Below are 18,067 nucleotides of genomic sequence, written 5' to 3' on the forward strand. Positions count from 1 at the left end.
TGAATTACTTACCGCCAGTCTGTTTTTGATGTTCGTCGAGGAAGGCTTTCATCTCTTTCGGCCCCTGATATCCCGGCACAAGGTAGCCATCGTTTAACACAATGGCTGGCGTACCGTTCACGCCAAACTGCACGCCGAGCGCATAGTGATCGGCGATATCAAGATCGCAACTGGCTGGCTTAACACCCTTACCGCCCATCGCATCGTCAAAGGCTTTATTACGGTCTTTCGCACACCAGATAGCTTTCATATCCTGCTCGGCCTGACTCTGCAGCCCCTGGCGCGGGAAGGCCAGATAACGCACGGTGATACCCAGCGCGTTGTAGTCTGCCATCTCTTCATGCAGTTTGTGGCAGTAACCGCAGGTGATGTCCGTGAAGACGGTTATCACATGCTTTTCCTGCGGCGCTTTATAGACAATCATCTCTTTTTCCAGTGCGTTGAGATGCGCTGTCAGCAACTGGTTGGTGACATTCACCGGCTGGGCGCCGCTGACGTCGTACATCGGCCCCTGAATGATGTGTTTGCCGTCATCGGTGACATACAGCACGCCGCTATTGGTCAGCACGGTTTTCATTCCGGCAACTGGCGCAGGCTGAATATCGGAACTCTGTACACCCAATTTTGCCAGCGATTGCTTGATAGCGGCATCGTCCGCATGCGCGGTACTGGTCAGCGCCGCCGCCAGCAGGGTGAACATGATAAAACCTTTTTTCATAACGTATCCTTTAAAAAACAACGATCACGCCCGCGGGTGATGTTGCTGATGAAGCTGTCGCAGCCGCTCCGTCGCGACATGCGTATAAATCTGGGTCGTGGAGAGATCGCTGTGGCCAAGCAACATCTGGACCACACGTAAGTCTGCACCGTGATTCAGTAAATGGGTAGCAAACGCATGACGCAAAACGTGCGGCGAGAGTTTTTCGCTGTCGATACCCGCCAGTTGCGCATAATGTTTGATGCGATGCCAGAATGTTTGCCGTGTCATCTGCTGAGCACGCTGGCTCGGGAAAAGCACATCGATTGAGACGCCATTCAACAGCCAGGGGCGCCCATGTTCCAGATAGTTTTCTACCCAGTACACCGCCTCTTCCCCCAGCGGAACCAGGCGCTCTTTATTTCCTTTACCGATGACGCGCACAACCCCCTGGCGCAAGCTGATGTCGCTCATCGTCAGCCCTACCAGCTCCGAGACGCGAAGCCCGGTAGCATAAAGCACTTCCAACATCGCTTTATCGCGTAACTCCAGCGGCTGGTCAATGGCCGGCGACGCTAATAGCCGCTCAACCTGCGCTTCACTGAGATCTTTCGGAAGACGTTGTGGCAGTTTTGGCGAAGCAAGTAATGCGCTGGGATCGTCCTGACGAAACTTCTCCCGGTACAGATGCTGGAAGAAACGGCGCATCGCGCTGAGCAAACGTGCTGAGCTGGTTGCCTTGTAGCCGCCGTCCATCCTTTGCGCCAGCAGGTTTTGTAAATCATCCGCCTGTGCGCTTTCCAGCGACAGCCCCTGATGATGTAGCCATTCCACAAGACCCTGCAAATCACGGCGATATGCACTGAGAGTATTTTCCGCCAGGTTTCGCTCCAGCCAGAGGGCATCAAGAAATTGTTCGATACGCGCGAAATCTTGTTCCACCTGTGCTCCTCCTTGCTTCGAATCGTTGCATTATGCCTGATTGCGGTGTGATTCTGGTACACTGCTCGCAAAGACACATCCGGAATTGAGACGTTTACGTTATGAACATCGGCCTGTTTTATGGTTCCAGTACCTGTTACACCGAAATGGCGGCAGAAAAAATCCGCGATATCATTGGCCCGGAACTGGTGACGTTACACAACCTGAAAGACGACGCCCCCGTATTAATGGAGCAGTACGACGCTCTGATTCTTGGCATTCCCACCTGGGACTTTGGTGAATTGCAGGAAGACTGGGAAGCCATCTGGGATCAGCTCGACACACTCAATCTCGACGGAAAAATCGTCGCACTGTACGGTATGGGCGACCAGCTCGGCTACGGCGAGTGGTTCCTCGACGCGCTCGGAATGCTGCACGATAAGCTGGCTCCGCGCGGAGTAAAATTCATTGGTTACTGGCCAACAGAAGGCTACGAATTCACCAGCACCAAACCGATCATTGCCGATGGACAGTTGTTTGTGGGTCTGGCGCTGGACGAAACCAATCAATATGACCTGAGCGATGAACGGATCCAGAACTGGTGCGAACAGATTCTGGTAGAAATGGCCGGACAATTCGCCTGAGCTTAGTGCTGACGCTGCGCCGATTGTTGCGAAATCAGTCGGCGTAAATCACGCCACTCTTGCGCATCCATGCTATCTGCGGCCAACCACAGATGCTGTCGGCGACCATCTTTTTCCCGACGCAAACGCAGAATCATGCCAATATTCAGCATCCACGGTGTTCCGACGATTTCCCACTCCACGCCTTGCCAGCGCAAACGTGCATCCATCAGCAGTTTGATCTCTCCCTGACAGGCATTAATGCGGCGCTGACTCCGTACGCTGTCGAACACCACCAGTGACAAAAGCAGTAACCAAAGCGGCGTATAGCTCAATGGCCAGGGTAACAGCAACACGAAAGCCGCCATCAAGCCATGGAGTAAAAGTGAGAGCCACTGTGAGCGCCATGAGACGCGTATATCAGATTGCCACAGGACCACGTTCCCGATTCCGTGTCTGAATTAACTGGATCATTCGCTGCAACGCCTCGTCCTGAGGTTTGCCGTGATTCATCAGCCAGTTAAATAAATCCGGGTCATCGCTCTGCAGAAGACGCACAAACACACGTTTGTCATCATCACTCAGCGAGTCATATTCATGTTCAAAGAAAGGCATGATGGAAATATCCAGCTCACGCATTCCGCGCCGACATGCCCAATGAATACGGGCTTTGTTGTTAATATCCATGTTCTGAAACCTGCATAGCCACGATGGGTTGCCATTGTAACGTGTTTTTAATCATCCATCGGCGGAATATTTATGTTTACGAGGAGACTTCCAGAATAAATCCCATGCATTGCAACCATTACAGCCATTTTGCGTGCTTTTTCCCATACTCTTTATAAGGCACAAATCGCCTGTTTTTATCGCTTGCATTGGGCAACGGCTCTTTTACCATTAGGTGAAAATACGCATCAGGCTAATCAGGACAATACTATGGCTTTTACTCCGTTTCCTCCGCGCCAGCCGACCGCATCAGCGCGACTGCCGCTGACGCTTATGACTCTCGATGACTGGTCACTGGCGACTATCAAGGGCGCAGACAGTGAGAAATACCTGCAAGGCCAGGTTACAGCCGATGTGGCGAAACTGACTGACGATCAACATCTGCTGGCTGCGCACTGCGATGCAAAAGGCAAAATGTGGAGCAACCTGCGTCTGTTCCGCACCGCTGAGGGTTTTAGCTGGATTTTACGCCGCAGCGTTGCGGAGTCTCAGCTTAAAGAATTGAAAAAGTACGCCGTGTTCTCCAAAGTCACTATCGAAGCAGACAACGAACATGTCCTGCTGGGTGTCGCGGGGTTCCAGGCTCGCGCCGCGCTGGCCAATCTGTTTTCGGCCCTGCCGGATGCAGACAAACAGCTTGTGCATGAGGGTGAAACTACCCTTCTCTGGTTTGCCCATCCGGCAGAACGTTTTTTACTTGTGACCGACGTCGCCACCGCAGAAAAAGTGACAGAAGCCCTGCGTGGCGAAGCACAACTTAACAACAGCCAGCAGTGGCTGGCGCTCAATATCGAAGCGGGCCTCCCGGTCATTGACACCGTTAACAGCGCGCAATTTATTCCCCAGGCCACAAATATTCAGGCACTGGGCGGTATCAGCTTCAAGAAAGGGTGCTACACCGGCCAGGAGATGGTTGCCCGCGCGAAATTCCGTGGCGCGAATAAACGCGCACTGTGGTATCTGGCGGGGAAAGCCAGCCGGGTGCCGGAAGCCGGTGAAGATCTGGAACTGAAAATGGGTGAAAACTGGCGTCGTACCGGTACAGTGCTGGCTGCCGCGCAACTGGATGACGGCAAACTGCTGGTGCAGGTTGTGATGAACAACGATATGGAGCCAGACAGCGTGTTTCGCGTGCGTGATGATGCGAACACTCTGGCTATCGAGCCGCTGCCTTATTCGCTGGAAGAAGAGTAACGGACAGGAGCGCCTGCTGCGCTCCCCTGAGGCGATGCTACGCATCTGAACTGGCTGCTAAACCACAGTAATCCGTAGCCCCGGCAAGCACCATATCGCCGGGGAATTTTCGGCTAACGCTTCAGCTTTTAAGCCTGTCCGACGTATAGATAAATCGCCAGGAAGTGACATATGCTGCCGCCCAGCACGAAGCCGTGCCAGATAGCGTGGTTATAAGGAATACGCTTACAAACGTAAAATATCACGCCCAGCGAGTAAACCACCCCACCCGCGGCCAGTAACGTCACCCCGCCAATCGATAGTTTGGTCGCCAGTTGGTAAACCACAATCAGCGACAGCCAACCCATGGTGAGGTAGGTCACCAGTGACAGCACTTTGAAACGGTGGGCAATGGTCAACTTGAACAGGATCCCCAGTAGTGCCAGGCCCCAGATAACAACCATCAATCCCCGTGCCAGCGGCGAATCCAGTCCCACCAGCAGAAAAGGTGTATAGGTTCCGGCAATCAATAGATAGATCGCGCAGTGGTCGAATTTCTTAAGCCACACTTTTGCCCGCTGATGCGGTATAGCGTGATAAAGCGTGGAGGCGAGAAACAGCAGAATCATGCTGCCGCCATAAAGACTGTAGCTGGTGATCGCCAGCGTGCCGGCATTACTCTCAACGGCCTGCACCAGCAGAAGCACCAGTCCAACAATACCAAACACCAGCCCGATGCCATGGCTGATGCTGTTGGCTATTTCCTCAGCCAGCGTATATCCCTGTGCGATTAATGGTCTATCCACCATAGTTAACTCCGGGAGAACTCAAAATAAAACGTCGCGCCTATAGAGTAACTGAGAATGATTCCAGTGCACACCTGTTCGCTTAAATAAATCATGATATTTATATGAACAGATAAATATCAATTAGTTATATAAGAATTTAAACTAACAGGCGTTACTGTTTTTCTAAAGAACCTTGAAATCAATCACATAAAACTGGTTCTGTCCGGGGTAGATATCGGCAATGACATTTTTGAGCTCAGACAGGGACATGTTCTCCTGCTGCGCATGTTCTTCTGTCAGGTTGTCAAGGGTGGTCGTTGAGGTACCAATCACCTTGATGGTGCAAAAATAGCCGTCATCCTCATAACGTCCCACGCGCAAGATATCCCCGACGCGAAAGTGCGATTCACTTTCATCGCGGATAGTAATTGTTTTGCGGCCTGCCAGAATGTCGTTCTGAAAGCGCTGAAAAAAAGTGATGTCGTTCGGCTGCATGTTATTATTCCCTGATGATAAATCTGATAAGTGAGTCGTTGACACAGTGAGTATGTTCTCCCACGCCGCTATCGCCAGTCTCAACAATCTTGAGATGATGGTCTACAACTATGTCGTCAAAAATCGTGACAAAGTGATGTATATGACCATCCGCGAACTGGCCGACGGCGCTGGAGTCTCAACCACCACGGTGCTGCGTTTCTGCCGCAAACTGCAATGTGAAGGTTATTCAGAATTTCGCGTCCGCTTTAAATTATATTTAGAGCAAAACGAACCCCAGCAGGCTAATTTTGGCGCCAGCGAAATTATCAGCTTTTTTAAAAGTGTGAATAACGACGAATTCGACACGTTATTAGATAAAGCGGTCGACATTATTTTATCGTCGGAGCGTATTATTTTTGTTGGTGCAGGCACATCCGGTGCTCTGGCAAAATATGGCGCACGCTTCTTTTCGAATGTCGGAAAATTCAGTAATCATATCGATGACCCTTATTTTCCGGTCACAAATGACATGGCCAGAAATGCACTGGCTATCGTGTTGTCTGTCTCCGGGGAAACCGAGGAGATCCTGCGTTTCGCCAGCCAGTTCAGCCTCCATCACTGCAAAGTCCTGACCATCACCAGCCATGAGCATTCGCGCCTGGCAAAACTGGCGGATTTCAATCTTTCCTGGCATGTCCCGCAAACACGCATTGCCGGTGTTTATGATATTACGACGCAAATACCGGTGATCTATATTCTGGAATCACTTGGTCGGAAACTGGCGAAGAAAATAGCATAAAAAAACATATTGTTTTATTAGTGTAACAAATCACCATAATGGTAATTTGTTATATCGTGACATTTTTATTCCCTTTGCTAGACTCGAGCGCAGATTTTATTACCAGGGCGAGAGTAGCAACGATGAAAAAATTGACCTTACCGAAAGACTTTTTATGGGGCGGCGCCGTTGCCGCACATCAGGTTGAAGGCGGCTGGAATCAGGGCGGAAAAGGCCCAAGCATTTGTGACGTGCTCACCGGTGGCGCGCACGGCGTTCCACGCGAAATCACCCGGCAGGTCATCGAAGGGAAATACTACCCGAACCATGAAGCGGTCGATTTTTACGGCCACTACAAAGAAGACATCAAACTCTTCGCCGAAATGGGCTTCAAATGCTTCCGTACGTCTATCGCCTGGACACGCATCTTCCCGAAAGGTGACGAACTGCAGCCTAACGAAGAAGGCCTGAAATTCTATGATGATATGTTTGATGAACTGCTCAAATATAACATCGAACCGGTAATTACCCTGTCTCACTTCGAAATGCCGCTGCACCTGGTGCAGGAGTACGGCGGCTGGACCAACCGTAAGGTCGTGGATTTCTTTGTCCGCTTCGCCGAAGTGGTGTTTGAGCGCTACAAAGCGAAGGTTAAATACTGGATGACCTTCAACGAAATCAACAACCAGCGTAACTGGCGCGCGCCACTGTTCGGCTACTGCTGCTCCGGTGTGGTCTATACCGATCATGAAAACCCGGAAGAGACCATGTATCAGGTCTTGCACCATCAGTTCGTGGCCAGCGCGCTGGCGGTGAAAATAGGTCACCGCATCAATCCGGAAATGAAAATCGGCTGCATGCTGGCCATGGTGCCGCTGTATCCGTTCTCCTGTAAGCCAGAAGATGTGATGTTTGCACAGGAATCCATGCGTGAGCGCTATGTCTTTACTGATGTTCAGTTGCGTGGTTACTACCCGTCTTACGTGTTGAACGAATGGGAACGTCGTGGTTTCAACATCAAAATGGAGGCGGGCGACGAGCAGGTTCTGCGTGAAGGGACCTGTGATTACCTCGGCTTTAGCTACTACATGACCAATGCGGTAAAAGCCGAAGGCGGCACCGGTGATGCCATTTCCGGCTTCCAGGGCAGCGTACCGAACCCGCACGTAAAAGCGTCCGACTGGGGCTGGCAGATTGACCCGGTAGGTCTGCGTTATGCGCTGTGCGAACTGTATGAGCGTTATCAGAAGCCGTTGTTTATTGTTGAAAATGGCTTTGGCGCGTACGATAAAGTAGAAGAAGATGGCAGTATTATCGACGATTATCGTATCGATTATCTGCGTGCTCACGTTAAAGAGATGGTTGAGGCGGTCACATATGATGGTGTTGACCTGATGGGTTACACCCCGTGGGGCTGTATCGACTGCGTCTCTTTCACCACCGGCCAGTACAGCAAACGTTACGGCTTTATCTATGTGAACAAGCATGATGACGGCACTGGCGACATGTCCCGTTCCCGTAAGAAGAGTTTTAACTGGTATAAGGAAGTGATCGCCAGCAACGGCGAGAATATCTAACCGGTATACTGTTCATCCTGCCCTTCTCCCCATCGGGGAGAAGGGCCGGGCAGAGGGGGAGTCGCTTATTTCCCACCCGCCAGTTCGATAAAGCTTCCCGTCACGTAGGATGCCTTATCGCTCAATAGCCAGACTATCGCCTGCGCCACCTCTTCCGGCTGACCGCCACGCTGCATCGGCAGCATCGACTTCACCCGATCGACCCGCCCGGGTTCACCACCAGAGGCATGCATTTCCGTATAGATAAAGCCCGGTCGAACGCTGTTAACCCGAATACCCTGCGCCGCGACTTCCACCGACAAGCCCGTGGTAAGCGTATCCATCGCCCCTTTTGACGCGGCATAATCAACATATTCACCTGGCGAACCCAGACGCGCCCCGGCCGAAGAGACATTCACTATCGCACCGCCTTTTCCGCCGTGCGGCAGCGCCATACGTTTAATGGCCTCCCGACAGCAGAGAAAGGTGCCCGTCACGTTAGTCCGCAGAACCTGGTTGATGCGCTCCGCCGTCATCGCTTCCACGCGGCTTTGGGTAAACAGGATCCCGGCGTTATTCACCAGCGCGGTCAGCGGTTCATCCTCCTCATCAATACGCGCGAACATCGCGGTGACCTGCTCTTCTTCGCCAATATCCGCCTGAACCGCGAACGCTTTTCCGCCCGCCGCGATAATGGTTTCAACCACTGACTGCGCGGCCTGCGCATTGTGCTGATAATTGACCGCGACCGTGTACCCTTCTGCGCCCAGCAGCAGCGCTGTCGCTTTTCCTATTCCCCGGCTACCGCCAGTGACCAGTGCAATTGCCAATCTGTATTCCTCCCAATAAAAAGGCCGGGTAACGCGAACGTTCACCCGGCCTGTAGAAGCGTAGCGCTAATTACTGGTATTCGCTCATCGGCACGCAAGAGCAGAACAGGTTGCGGTCGCCGTAAACGTCATCAAGACGTTTTACCGTCGGCCAGTACTTGTTCGCTACACCCGCCGGGAAGACAGCCTGCTCACGGGTATAACCGTGATGCCACTCCGCCACCAGCTCGTTCTGCGTATGTGGCGCATTCACCAGCGGGTTATCGGCAAGCGGCCATTCGCCTGCTTTTACGCGGTTGATCTCGCCACGAATGGCCAGCATCGCGTCAATAAAGCGATCCAGTTCCGCTTTGCTTTCTGACTCCGTCGGCTCAACCATCAGGGTACCCGCAACCGGGAAAGACATGGTCGGCGCATGGAAACCGTAGTCAATCAGGCGTTTCGCAATATCCAGTTCACTGATACCGGTCTCTTCTTTCAGCGGGCGAATGTCGAGAATACATTCATGCGCCACGCGACCATCGCGCCCCGTATACAAAACCGGGAATGCCTCTTTCAGACGGCTGGCAATGTAGTTGGCATTCAGAATCGCCACCTGGCTTGCCTGTTTCAGCCCTTCGGCGCCCATCATACGAATGTACATCCAGCTAATTGGCAGAATCGACGCGCTACCAAACGGGGCGGCGGATACCGCGCCCTGACGGGTCAGCATGCCTTCAATCTGCACCACGCTGTGGCCCGGTACGAAAGGTGCCAGATGCGCTTTCACGCCAATCGGCCCCATACCCGGACCGCCACCGCCGTGCGGAATACAGAAGGTTTTATGCAGGTTGAGATGCGACACATCCGCACCGATAAAGCCCGGAGAGGTAATCCCCACCTGAGCATTCATGTTCGCGCCGTCGAGATAAACCTGCCCGCCAAATTGATGCACAATTTCGCACACTTCACGGATAGTCTCTTCATAGACGCCGTGGGTGGACGGGTAGGTCACCATGATGCAAGAGAGATTTGCCGCGTGTTGTCCTGCTTTCGCGCGCAGATCGGCCAGATCGATGTTGCCGTTTTTATCACAGGCCACAACCACCACCTGCATACCTGCCATCTGTGCGGATGCCGGGTTGGTACCGTGTGCAGAGCTTGGGATCAGGCAGATATCGCGATGGCCTTCGTTGCGGCTCTCATGGTAGTGACGAATCGCCAACAGGCCCGCATATTCCCCCTGCGCGCCAGAGTTCGGCTGCATACAAAGGGCATCGTAACCCGTCAGTTTCACCAGCCAGTCGGAAAGCTGGTTGATCATGTGGTGGTAGCCTTCGGCTTGTTCAGCCGGGCAGAACGGATGCAGTTCGGCGAATTCAGGCCAGGTGATCGGAATCATTTCCGCTGCGGCGTTCAGCTTCATGGTGCAAGATCCCAGTGGGATCATCGCCTGATTGAGCGCCAGATCTTTGCGCTCCAGAGAGTGCATGTAACGCATCATCTCGGTTTCGCTGTGATAGCGATTAAAGACCGGGTGGCTCAGGATCGCATCATCACGCAGCATGGCGGCAGGCACAGAGCGGCTGTCGAGCGCCACGTCTTTATCCAGCACGTCAATGTCCAGTCCGTGCGCATCGCCCAGCATCACGGCAAAAAGTTTCTGCACATCTTCACGGGTGGTGGTTTCATCGAGCGTGATACCCACGGCATTAAGAATGTCGCTGCGAAGGTTGATTTCAGCCGCTTGCGCACGCGCCAGCACGGCGGCTTTGTCGGCCACTTCCACACATAGCGTGTCAAAGTAGTGCGCGTGACGCAGCTTAAGCCCTTTTTGCTGCAGGCCGGCCGCCAGAATATCGGCCAGACGATGGATACGGCTCGCAATACGTTTCAGACCAACCGGACCGTGATACACCGCGTACAGGCTGGCGATGTTGGCCAGCAGTACCTGCGAAGTACAGATGTTGGAGTTCGCTTTTTCGCGACGGATATGCTGCTCGCGGGTCTGCATCGCCATACGCAGTGCGGTATTGCCCGCCGCGTCTTTGGAGACACCGATGATACGTCCCGGCATTGAGCGTTTGAATTCATCTTTTGCGGCAAAGAATGCCGCATGCGGGCCACCGTAGCCCATCGGCACACCGAAGCGCTGCGCAGAACCGAAGACAATGTCTGCCCCTTGTTTGCCCGGCGCGGTCAACAACACCAGCGCCATAAAATCGGCGGCTACGCTGACCACAATTTTACGGGCTTTCAGCTCGGTAATCAGTGCGCTGTAGTCATGCACTTCGCCGGTCGTGCCCACCTGCTGCAACAGCACGCCAAACACATCCTGATGATCCAGCACCTTGCTGGCATCATCCACAATGACGTCAAAACCAAAGGTTTCGGCACGGGTGCGCACCACATCGAGCGTTTGCGGATGAATATCGTCGGCAACAAAGAAACGGTTGGCATTTTTCAGTTTGCTGACGCGCTTTGCCATCGCCATTGCTTCGGCAGCGGCGGTAGCTTCATCCAGCAGAGAAGCCGAGGCCATGTCGAGACCAGTCAGGTCGAGCGTCACCTGCTGGAAATTCAGTAAGGCTTCAAGGCGCCCTTGTGACACCTCCGGCTGATACGGCGTATAGGCAGTGTACCAGCCTGGGTTTTCGAGCATGTTACGCAGAATAACCGGCGGTAATTGCACGGCGGTATAACCCATGCCAATGTAAGACTTAAAGCGCTTGTTGCGACCAGCAATCGCTTTCAGCTCCGCCAGTGCGGCGTATTCGGTCGTGGCTTCACCCACCTGCGGCGGCGTGGCAAGCTGGATATCTTTCGGCACGATCTGGGCAATCAGTGCGTTTAACGAATCCGCGCCAACCGTTTTCAGCATCTCCTGCTGTTGCTGAGCATCCGGCCCAATGTGACGTTCAATGAAAGCGCCACGGTTTTCAAGCTGGCTTAAAGTCTGTGTCATGAGCGATGGTTCCTGAAACGTGCGGTGATTTTAAAATTGCCTCTTCGTCAGGAAGAGGTTGGGGCGAAAGCGCGAATATTCCCTCACCCCGCTCCTCTCCCTGTGAGGGAGAGGGAGAAAACCGTTATTCGTCTTCGAGTAAGGCTTCGTAAGCGGTCGCATCCAGCAACGCAGCAACTTCCGATTCATCACTGGCTTTGATTTTGAAAATCCAGCCTTCGCCGTACGGCTCGCTGTTGACCTGCTCCGGCGCATCGCCCAGTGCCTCGTTAACAGCAACGATTTCGCCGCTGATCGGCGCATAAATATCGGAAGCCGCTTTCACGGATTCCGCGACGGCGCAATCATCACCTGCGGCAACGGTTGCGCCCACTTCGGGCAGATCAACAAACACCATGTCACCCAGCAGTTCCTGAGCATGTTCAGTGATACCGACGGTGTACGTGCCATCCGCTTCTTTACGCAGCCACTCGTGTTCTTTGCTGTATTTCAGTTCTGCAGGTACGTTGCTCATCACTAAATCTCCAAATAAGAATGAATCACGCGACGGCTTTGCCAGCGCGTACAAAAATAGGTTTCGTCACTTTTACCGGCATTTCACGATTACGGATCTGAACGATTGCCGTGTCGCCAATGCCCGCTGGCACACGCGCCAGTGCAATACTGTAGCCCAGCGTCGGCGAGAACGTACCGCTGGTGATCACGCCTTCTTGCGCGTTACCGTGGGTATCTGTGAACCGCACCGGCAATTCGTTACGCAGCACGCCTTTCTCGGTCATGATCAGACCGACCAGTTGTTCGGTGCCTTTCTCGCGCTGTAATTCGAGCGCTTCGCGACCGATAAAATCACGGTCCGCCGGTTCCCAGGCAATGGTCCAGCCCATATTGGCGGCGAGCGGCGAAACGCCCTCGTCCATCTCCTGACCGTACAAGTTCATGCCCGCTTCAAGGCGTAAAGTGTCGCGCGCGCCCAGGCCACAAGGCTTAACGCCCGCCTGCACCAGCTTCTGCCAGAAATCGGCTGCCTGTTCGTTCGGCAGCGCGATTTCATAACCCGCTTCGCCGGTATAGCCGGTGGTCGCGATAAACAGATCGCCGGCCTCAACGCCAAAGAACGGCTTCATTCCTTCTACCGCCTGACGCTGCTCGTCAGTGAACAGGGTCGCGGCTTTAGCCTGCGCGTTTGGCCCCTGAACAGCAATCAACGACAAATCGTCACGGACGGTGATATCAATGGCGAAAGGTTCAGCGTGTTGGGTAATCCAGGAGAGGTCTTTTTCGCGCGTGGCGGAGTTTACAACGAGGCGGAAGAAGTCTTCGGTGAAGTAGTAGACGATGAGGTCATCAATGACACCGCCCGACGCATTGAGCATGCCGGAATATAGCGCCTTGCCGGGTTTGGTGAGTTTCGCTACGTCATTTGCCAGCAGGTAGCGCAAGAATTCCCGGGTTCGACTGCCACGCAAATCGACAATCGTCATGTGCGATACATCGAACATGCCCGCATCGGTACGCACCGCGTGGTGCTCATCGATTTGCGAGCCGTAATGCAGCGGCATCATCCAGCCATGGAAATCCACCATGCGTGCGCCGCACAGCGTGTGTTGTTCATACAAAGGAGTCTGCTGGGCCATCTTTTCCTCGTCGAATAAGCGGGGCTTTCACGTTTTCAGCGGTGAAAAAATCATCGCATGACAAGACGTCGACACCGATCCCGGTCGCCGACGCAAACGTTCACTTTCGCCTGAACTTATCACCGAAAGCGGCACTTAACCATAAGAGAAAATGGGTCATCACATTAGCTTATGACCATTTTTCACAAAAACCCCAACAAAATATTACACCAGGATTAAGCGTGAAATGGCGCATAAAGAATCACTCTCGCATAGCGGGTATCGCAAATAGCGATATTTACCACCACAAAAGAGATAATTTTCCCGACAGCAAAAAAACGAGGGATGAGAAAAACTAATCTGAAAAATGGCGTGAAATTAGAATTTTTCAAATGAGGCAAGGTTTCCCTTCCCGCCAGGGGGAAGGGAAAGTGTGACGCAGTTAACGCAACCACTGAGGGAGGTCATTCAGTCCCATCGCCTGACGCAACAACTGTGGTTTTACCCCAGGCAATCTGTCCGCCAGTTTCAGGCCAATATCCCGGAACAGTTTTTTCGCCGGGTTAGTGCCGGAAAACAATTCCCGGAAACCCTGCATCCCGGCCAGCATCAGCGCGGCACTGTGTTTACGGCTGCGTTCGTAGCGGCGCAGATACATGTGCTGACCAATATCTTTGCCCTGAGCGTGCAGCCGCTTGAGTTCGCTCACCAGTTCTGCCGCGTCCATGAAGCCCAGGTTAACGCCCTGCCCGGCAAGAGGATGGATGGTGTGCGCCGCATCGCCCATCAATGCCAGACGATGCCCGGCAAAATGACGCGCGTAGCGTCCGGTCAGCGGGTAGACCTGCCGCTCGCTTTCCACGTGACACAACCCCAGGCGATTATCAAACGCGACGCACAGCGCCTGGTTGAAGGCCTCTTCGTCTGCCTGCTGCATTTGTGCAGCCAGCTCAGGCGGCAGCGACCAGACGATTGAACACAAGTGCGGGTCGGCCAGCGGCAGAAACGCGAGGATGCTTTCATCGTGGAAAACCTGCCGCGCAATAGCCTGATGCGGCTCATCGGTACGGATGGTCGCCACCAGCGCATGATGGTTATAGTCCCAGAAGGTCAGCGGAATATCGGCTTTATTGCGTAACCATGAGTTAGCACCATCGGCCCCGACGACCAGCCGGGCGGTTAACATATTGCCATCTTTGAGGGTAAGAAACGCTTCGTTCTCACCCCAGGCCACCTGTTGCAGTTCCGCTGGTGCCAGGATTGACACATCCGAACACTGCCGGGCTTTGTTCCACAACGCCTGATGAATGACACTGTTTTCAATAATATGACCGAGATGGCTGTAACCCATACTCTGATCGTCAAAGGCAATGCGGCCAAAGCTGTCTTTATCCCATACTTCCATGCCGTGATAACAGCTGGCGCTATGGGCAATAATCGATGACCAGACGCCCAGGCGCGTCAGCAGTTTTTCGCTGGCGGCGTTGATCGCCGAGACACGCAGTTGTGCAGGGGCATCCTCTTTCAGGGGGATGGGCGCATGCTGTTCCAGCACCGCCACTCGCAGGCCACTGCCCTGTAATCCACAGGCCAGCGCCAGTCCCACCATGCCGCCACCTACAATTGCCACATCAACATTTTGCACAAATAGCTCCTGAAGACCTTAACGCGCCACCCAGCCCAGAGTACGCTGCGCCAGCGCATCACGCGCCGGGGTAAATAATTCCATTGCCATCAAACCGACGTTACGCCCGACAACCAGCGGCGCCCAGCGATTAGCAAAAAGATGCACTAACCCATCTGTCACGCCAATCGTAGCGCACTTATCATCACGGCGACGATCGCGATAGCGTGTCAGCACGCCATAACCGCCAACATCCTGCTGCTGTGTCCAGGCATCGGCCAGCGTTTCGGCCAGGCTCATCACATCACGCATCCCCAGGTTAAAGCCCTGCCCGGCAATCGGGTGGAGCGTCTGCGCGGCATTTCCAACCAGCACAGTTCGATGTGAAATAGGCGAGGAGGCGGTGGAGAGAGAAAGCGGATAAGCGTTACGGACTCCCGCCTGCATGATTCGGCCCAGTCGCCAGCCAAAGGCTTTTTGCAGTTCATGGCAGAAGGTCTCATCGCTCCAGTTCAGGATCTGTTCCTGTCTGTCGAGCGGGTGACACCACACCAGCGAGCAACGTCCGTGCGACATCGGCAGCATTGCCAGCGGGCCGTGAGCGGTAAAACGCTCAAACGCGCGCCCCTGATGCGCCACCGAGGTCGTGACGTTAGCAATCACCGCAACCTGCTGATAGGGTGCCTGTTGCCAGCTAATACCACATTGCGCACCCAGCGCAGAGCGGGAGCCATCCGCGGCGACCAGCAGGGTTCCGTTAATCGTCTCCCCACTTTCCAGTGCGACCGCCACGCGGTCTTCATCCCTGGAGAAGAAGCTCACACGTGCCGGACAATGGAGCGTCACGCCAGGCGCTTTTTTCAGAAGACTAAAAAGACGGCTACCGACATCGTGCAGTTCCACCACCTGGCCGAGCGCCTCAATGTGATAATCATCAGCATCAAGAGTCACGAAACCAGCATGGCCGCGATCGCTGACATGCACGGTGGTAATCGGCGTGGCTTTCTCGACGATATGTGACCAGATCCCCACTCGCGCGAGCTGCTGGCACGTTCCCGCCGCCAGCGCGATAGCGCGCGCATCAAAGCCTGGGTGATCCTGAGAACTCGGTTCGGTCGCTTCGATCAGATGAACAGGAAGGCGACCACCGGTTAAGTGCGAAATCGACAGCGCGAGCGTCGCGCCTGCCATACCGCCACCCACAATAATCACACTCATAAGCGACGTGCCGCTGCCATCAGCGCCTCGATGTCATCGGCTTTTTTGACGACGCTGGCGGTGAGGTTTTCATTACCGTTTTCGGTGATCACAATGTCATCTTCCACGCGAATGCCAATCCCCCGATAGGCTTCTGGTACGTCGGCATCAGGGGCGATATAGAGACCCGGCTCAACGGTTAATACCATCCCCGGTTCAAGGATACGCGAGCGATCCTGACCATAGACGCCGACATCATGGACATCCAGCCCCAGCCAGTGGCTCAGACCATGCATAAAGAAAGGGCGATGCGCATTCTCAGCAACCAGCGTGTCAACCTCACCCTTAAGAATGCCCAGTTTCACCAGCCCGGTTACCATGATGCGCACCACTTCCCCGTTCACTTCCTGAATCGAAGTGCCGGGGCGGAACAGGCGCAGGGCCGTTTCCAGTGATTCCAGTACAATGTCATACACTTCACGCTGCGCCGGGCTGAACTTTCCGTTAACCGGAAAGGTACGGGTAATATCGCCGGCATACCCCATGTATTCGCAACCTGCGTCGATCAGCACCAGATCACCATCACGCATCACGCTTTCGTTTTCGGTGTAATGCAAAATACAGCCATTCTCCCCGGCACCGACGATAGTGTTATAGGACGGAAAACGGGCGCCGTGACGGTTGAACTCGTGGTGGATTTCGCCTTCAAGCTGGTATTCAAACATCCCGGGTTTACAGGTTTGCATGGCGCGGGTATGTGCCAGCGCCGAAATCTCTCCGGCGCGACGCATTACCTCGATTTCTTCGGCTGACTTGAACAGACGCATTTCATGCACGATAGGTCGCCAGTCGGTCACCGTGGCCGGGGCAGTGAGATTCTGTCGAGAGCCTTTACGCAGTTTATCCAGCGCGGCAAAGACAATCTCATCAGCATAAGCGTATTCGCCCTGGGCGTGATAGACCGCGTCCAGGCCGTTGAGCAATTGATAAAGATGTTTGCCTATTTCCGGAAACGCCAGCGCCCTGTCCACACCCAGTTTTTCTGGCGCCGCTTCCTGCCCCAGACGGCGGCCAAACCAGATTTCCGCCGTCTTATCGCGAATCCGGTTAAACAGGACGCTGTGGTTATGGGTATCATCACTTTTAATCAGCACCAGCACCGCTTCCGGCTCATTAAAACCGGTGAAATACCAAAAGTCGCTGTTCTGACGATACGGGTATTCACTGTCGGCACTGCGGGTCGCTTCCGGCGCCGCGAAAATAAGCGCCGCGCTGGCTGGCGCCATCTGCGCCAGCAACGCCTGACGGCGTCGGAGAAACTCAAGCTGTGTCATGACATCTCCTTTGAGCGGATATAGATTAATGCAGGGTTGGCTTACGCACTTCGGGTGCCGTTGGCTGCGGACGGGTAAATGTGTCATGGCACAACAGCGCCGCAACGCGCACATATTCGATGATCTCTTCGAGCGACATTTCCAGCTCTTCCTGATCTTCATCTTCGTCATAACCGAGCAAAGCAATGTTACGCAGATCGTCAATCGCTTCACCGGTTTCGCCGGTCACTTTGTCGAGTTTCGGCTGCGTGACGCCAAGCCCCAGCAGGAAGTGGTTAACCCAGCCTGCCAGCGCATCGGCACGGTCAAACACACTCACGTCGTCGCCGGTCGGCAGATAAAGCTGAAACAGGAAACCGTCATCTTCCAGTGAGTCGCTGGTGGCGGCATGCATGCTGCGCAGCGCCTGTGCGAGCTCATGGCCGAATGCCAGCCCTTCGTTAGTCAGGTCATGCAACAGCGGCTGCCAGGAGCTGTCGTTGTTGCCGCCACAAAGCATCCCCGCGATAAGCCCGTGCATTTCCGCAGGAATCAGTCCAACACCTTGCTGATTGAGCAACTGGCCTACATCGTTGTAACCAGGTATTTCGTTCTGTATAGACATGCGCATTCATCGTCGTTGGGGAGAATATTCATGGTATGCTACCACTTTGGACCCTGGTGATATACCCGTCATGCTTCACGTTACATGCCTTTGCATGCGCTATGAGTGAATTAAGGTATAGCAAAGAGCTTGAATCCTCTCACCAGGGTGGCTATAGTGACGCCCCTTCGCAGCCAGGACTC

Annotated in this window: 18 protein-coding genes; 4 read left to right on the forward strand and 14 right to left on the reverse strand. The window is 54.0% G+C overall.

Annotated elements, in window-relative coordinates; all coding sequences use genetic code 11:
• Window positions 1–4: 4 nt before the first annotated feature.
• Entirely contained in the window at window positions 5–718 is a 714-nt protein-coding gene (dsbC, locus tag ABU190_RS21815; RefSeq protein ID WP_354692388.1) for a bifunctional protein-disulfide isomerase/oxidoreductase DsbC, read from the reverse strand.
• A gap of 24 nt (window positions 719–742) precedes the next feature.
• The gene (gene xerD, locus ABU190_RS21820) at window positions 743–1,639 is read right to left on the reverse strand and encodes a site-specific tyrosine recombinase XerD (RefSeq protein WP_039077970.1); all 897 of its coding nucleotides are present in this window, start codon (window positions 1,637–1,639) and stop codon (window positions 743–745) included.
• 101 nt (window positions 1,640–1,740) lie between these two features.
• On the opposite strand from xerD, the gene fldB reads away from it, so the two are divergent.
• Window positions 1,741–2,262 (forward strand): flavodoxin FldB, encoded by a 522-nt coding sequence (fldB, locus tag ABU190_RS21825; RefSeq protein ID WP_296420033.1) that lies wholly within the window; start codon window positions 1,741–1,743, stop codon window positions 2,260–2,262.
• 2 nt (window positions 2,263–2,264) lie between these two features.
• On the opposite strand, the gene ABU190_RS21830 is transcribed toward fldB, so the two are convergent.
• Together ABU190_RS21830 and sdhE are read right to left on the reverse strand one after the other, a co-directional pair.
• A complete protein-coding gene (locus ABU190_RS21830) occupies window positions 2,265–2,681 on the reverse strand; it encodes a protein YgfX (RefSeq protein ID WP_039077972.1) in 417 nt (138 codons plus the stop codon).
• Window positions 2,662–2,928, reverse strand: a complete 267-nt coding sequence (gene sdhE, locus ABU190_RS21835; RefSeq protein ID WP_039077973.1) for an FAD assembly factor SdhE — start codon at window positions 2,926–2,928, stop codon at window positions 2,662–2,664. The genes ABU190_RS21830 and sdhE overlap by 20 nt, the downstream gene beginning before the upstream one ends.
• Window positions 2,929–3,177: 249 nt before the next feature.
• Here sdhE and ygfZ point away from each other — a divergent pair, with 249 nt between their 5' ends.
• Window positions 3,178–4,161: a tRNA-modifying protein YgfZ gene (gene ygfZ, locus ABU190_RS21840; protein ID WP_071196007.1), complete on the forward strand. Its 984-nt coding sequence runs from the start codon at window positions 3,178–3,180 to the stop codon at window positions 4,159–4,161.
• A gap of 128 nt (window positions 4,162–4,289) precedes the next feature.
• Here the strand turns inward: ygfZ and ABU190_RS21845 are convergent, their stop codons facing one another.
• A complete protein-coding gene (locus ABU190_RS21845; protein WP_354692389.1) occupies window positions 4,290–4,949 on the reverse strand; it encodes a hemolysin III family protein in 660 nt (219 codons plus the stop codon).
• A 162-nt stretch (window positions 4,950–5,111) separates the two neighbouring features.
• The gene (yqfB, locus tag ABU190_RS21850; protein WP_354692390.1) at window positions 5,112–5,423 is read right to left on the reverse strand and encodes a N(4)-acetylcytidine aminohydrolase; all 312 of its coding nucleotides are present in this window, start codon (window positions 5,421–5,423) and stop codon (window positions 5,112–5,114) included.
• 52 nt (window positions 5,424–5,475) lie between these two features.
• Here yqfB and ABU190_RS21855 point away from each other — a divergent pair, with 52 nt between their 5' ends.
• Window positions 5,476–6,204 (forward strand): MurR/RpiR family transcriptional regulator, encoded by a 729-nt coding sequence (locus tag ABU190_RS21855; RefSeq protein WP_039077977.1) that lies wholly within the window; start codon window positions 5,476–5,478, stop codon window positions 6,202–6,204.
• A 122-nt stretch (window positions 6,205–6,326) separates the two neighbouring features.
• Window positions 6,327–7,760: a 6-phospho-beta-glucosidase gene (locus tag ABU190_RS21860; RefSeq protein WP_354692391.1), complete on the forward strand. Its 1,434-nt coding sequence runs from the start codon at window positions 6,327–6,329 to the stop codon at window positions 7,758–7,760.
• A 65-nt stretch (window positions 7,761–7,825) separates the two neighbouring features.
• Here ABU190_RS21860 and ABU190_RS21865 read toward each other — a convergent pair whose 3' ends face one another.
• The 8 genes from ABU190_RS21865 to ABU190_RS21900 form a co-directional block, all read right to left on the reverse strand.
• A complete protein-coding gene (locus tag ABU190_RS21865) occupies window positions 7,826–8,569 on the reverse strand; it encodes an SDR family oxidoreductase (RefSeq protein ID WP_354692392.1) in 744 nt (247 codons plus the stop codon).
• Window positions 8,570–8,639: 70 nt separating this feature from the next.
• The gene (gcvP, locus tag ABU190_RS21870) at window positions 8,640–11,513 is read right to left on the reverse strand and encodes an aminomethyl-transferring glycine dehydrogenase (RefSeq protein ID WP_354692393.1); all 2,874 of its coding nucleotides are present in this window, start codon (window positions 11,511–11,513) and stop codon (window positions 8,640–8,642) included.
• A 124-nt stretch (window positions 11,514–11,637) separates the two neighbouring features.
• The gene (gene gcvH, locus ABU190_RS21875) at window positions 11,638–12,027 is read right to left on the reverse strand and encodes a glycine cleavage system protein GcvH (protein WP_039077981.1); all 390 of its coding nucleotides are present in this window, start codon (window positions 12,025–12,027) and stop codon (window positions 11,638–11,640) included.
• Window positions 12,028–12,052: 25 nt separating this feature from the next.
• Entirely contained in the window at window positions 12,053–13,147 is a 1,095-nt protein-coding gene (gcvT, locus tag ABU190_RS21880) for a glycine cleavage system aminomethyltransferase GcvT (RefSeq protein ID WP_071196003.1), read from the reverse strand.
• Window positions 13,148–13,568: 421 nt separating this feature from the next.
• Complete coding sequence (gene ubiI, locus ABU190_RS21885; protein WP_354692394.1) at window positions 13,569–14,771, reverse strand: FAD-dependent 2-octaprenylphenol hydroxylase; 1,203 nt, start codon at window positions 14,769–14,771, stop codon at window positions 13,569–13,571.
• An 18-nt stretch (window positions 14,772–14,789) separates the two neighbouring features.
• The gene (gene ubiH / locus ABU190_RS21890) at window positions 14,790–15,968 is read right to left on the reverse strand and encodes a 2-octaprenyl-6-methoxyphenyl hydroxylase (protein ID WP_354692395.1); all 1,179 of its coding nucleotides are present in this window, start codon (window positions 15,966–15,968) and stop codon (window positions 14,790–14,792) included.
• Window positions 15,965–17,281, reverse strand: coding sequence for a Xaa-Pro aminopeptidase (gene pepP / locus ABU190_RS21895; RefSeq protein WP_271849749.1), 1,317 nt, complete (start codon window positions 17,279–17,281; stop codon window positions 15,965–15,967). The genes ubiH and pepP overlap by 4 nt, the downstream gene beginning before the upstream one ends.
• Window positions 17,282–17,306: 25 nt before the next feature.
• Window positions 17,307–17,885: a YecA family protein gene (locus tag ABU190_RS21900; protein WP_125123904.1), complete on the reverse strand. Its 579-nt coding sequence runs from the start codon at window positions 17,883–17,885 to the stop codon at window positions 17,307–17,309.
• Window positions 17,886–18,067: the final 182 nt, after the last annotated feature.

Origin of the sequence: Phytobacter sp. RSE-02 (assembly GCF_040578655.1) — a bacterium.
GTDB classification, from domain to species: Bacteria; Pseudomonadota; Gammaproteobacteria; order Enterobacterales; family Enterobacteriaceae; genus Phytobacter; species Phytobacter diazotrophicus.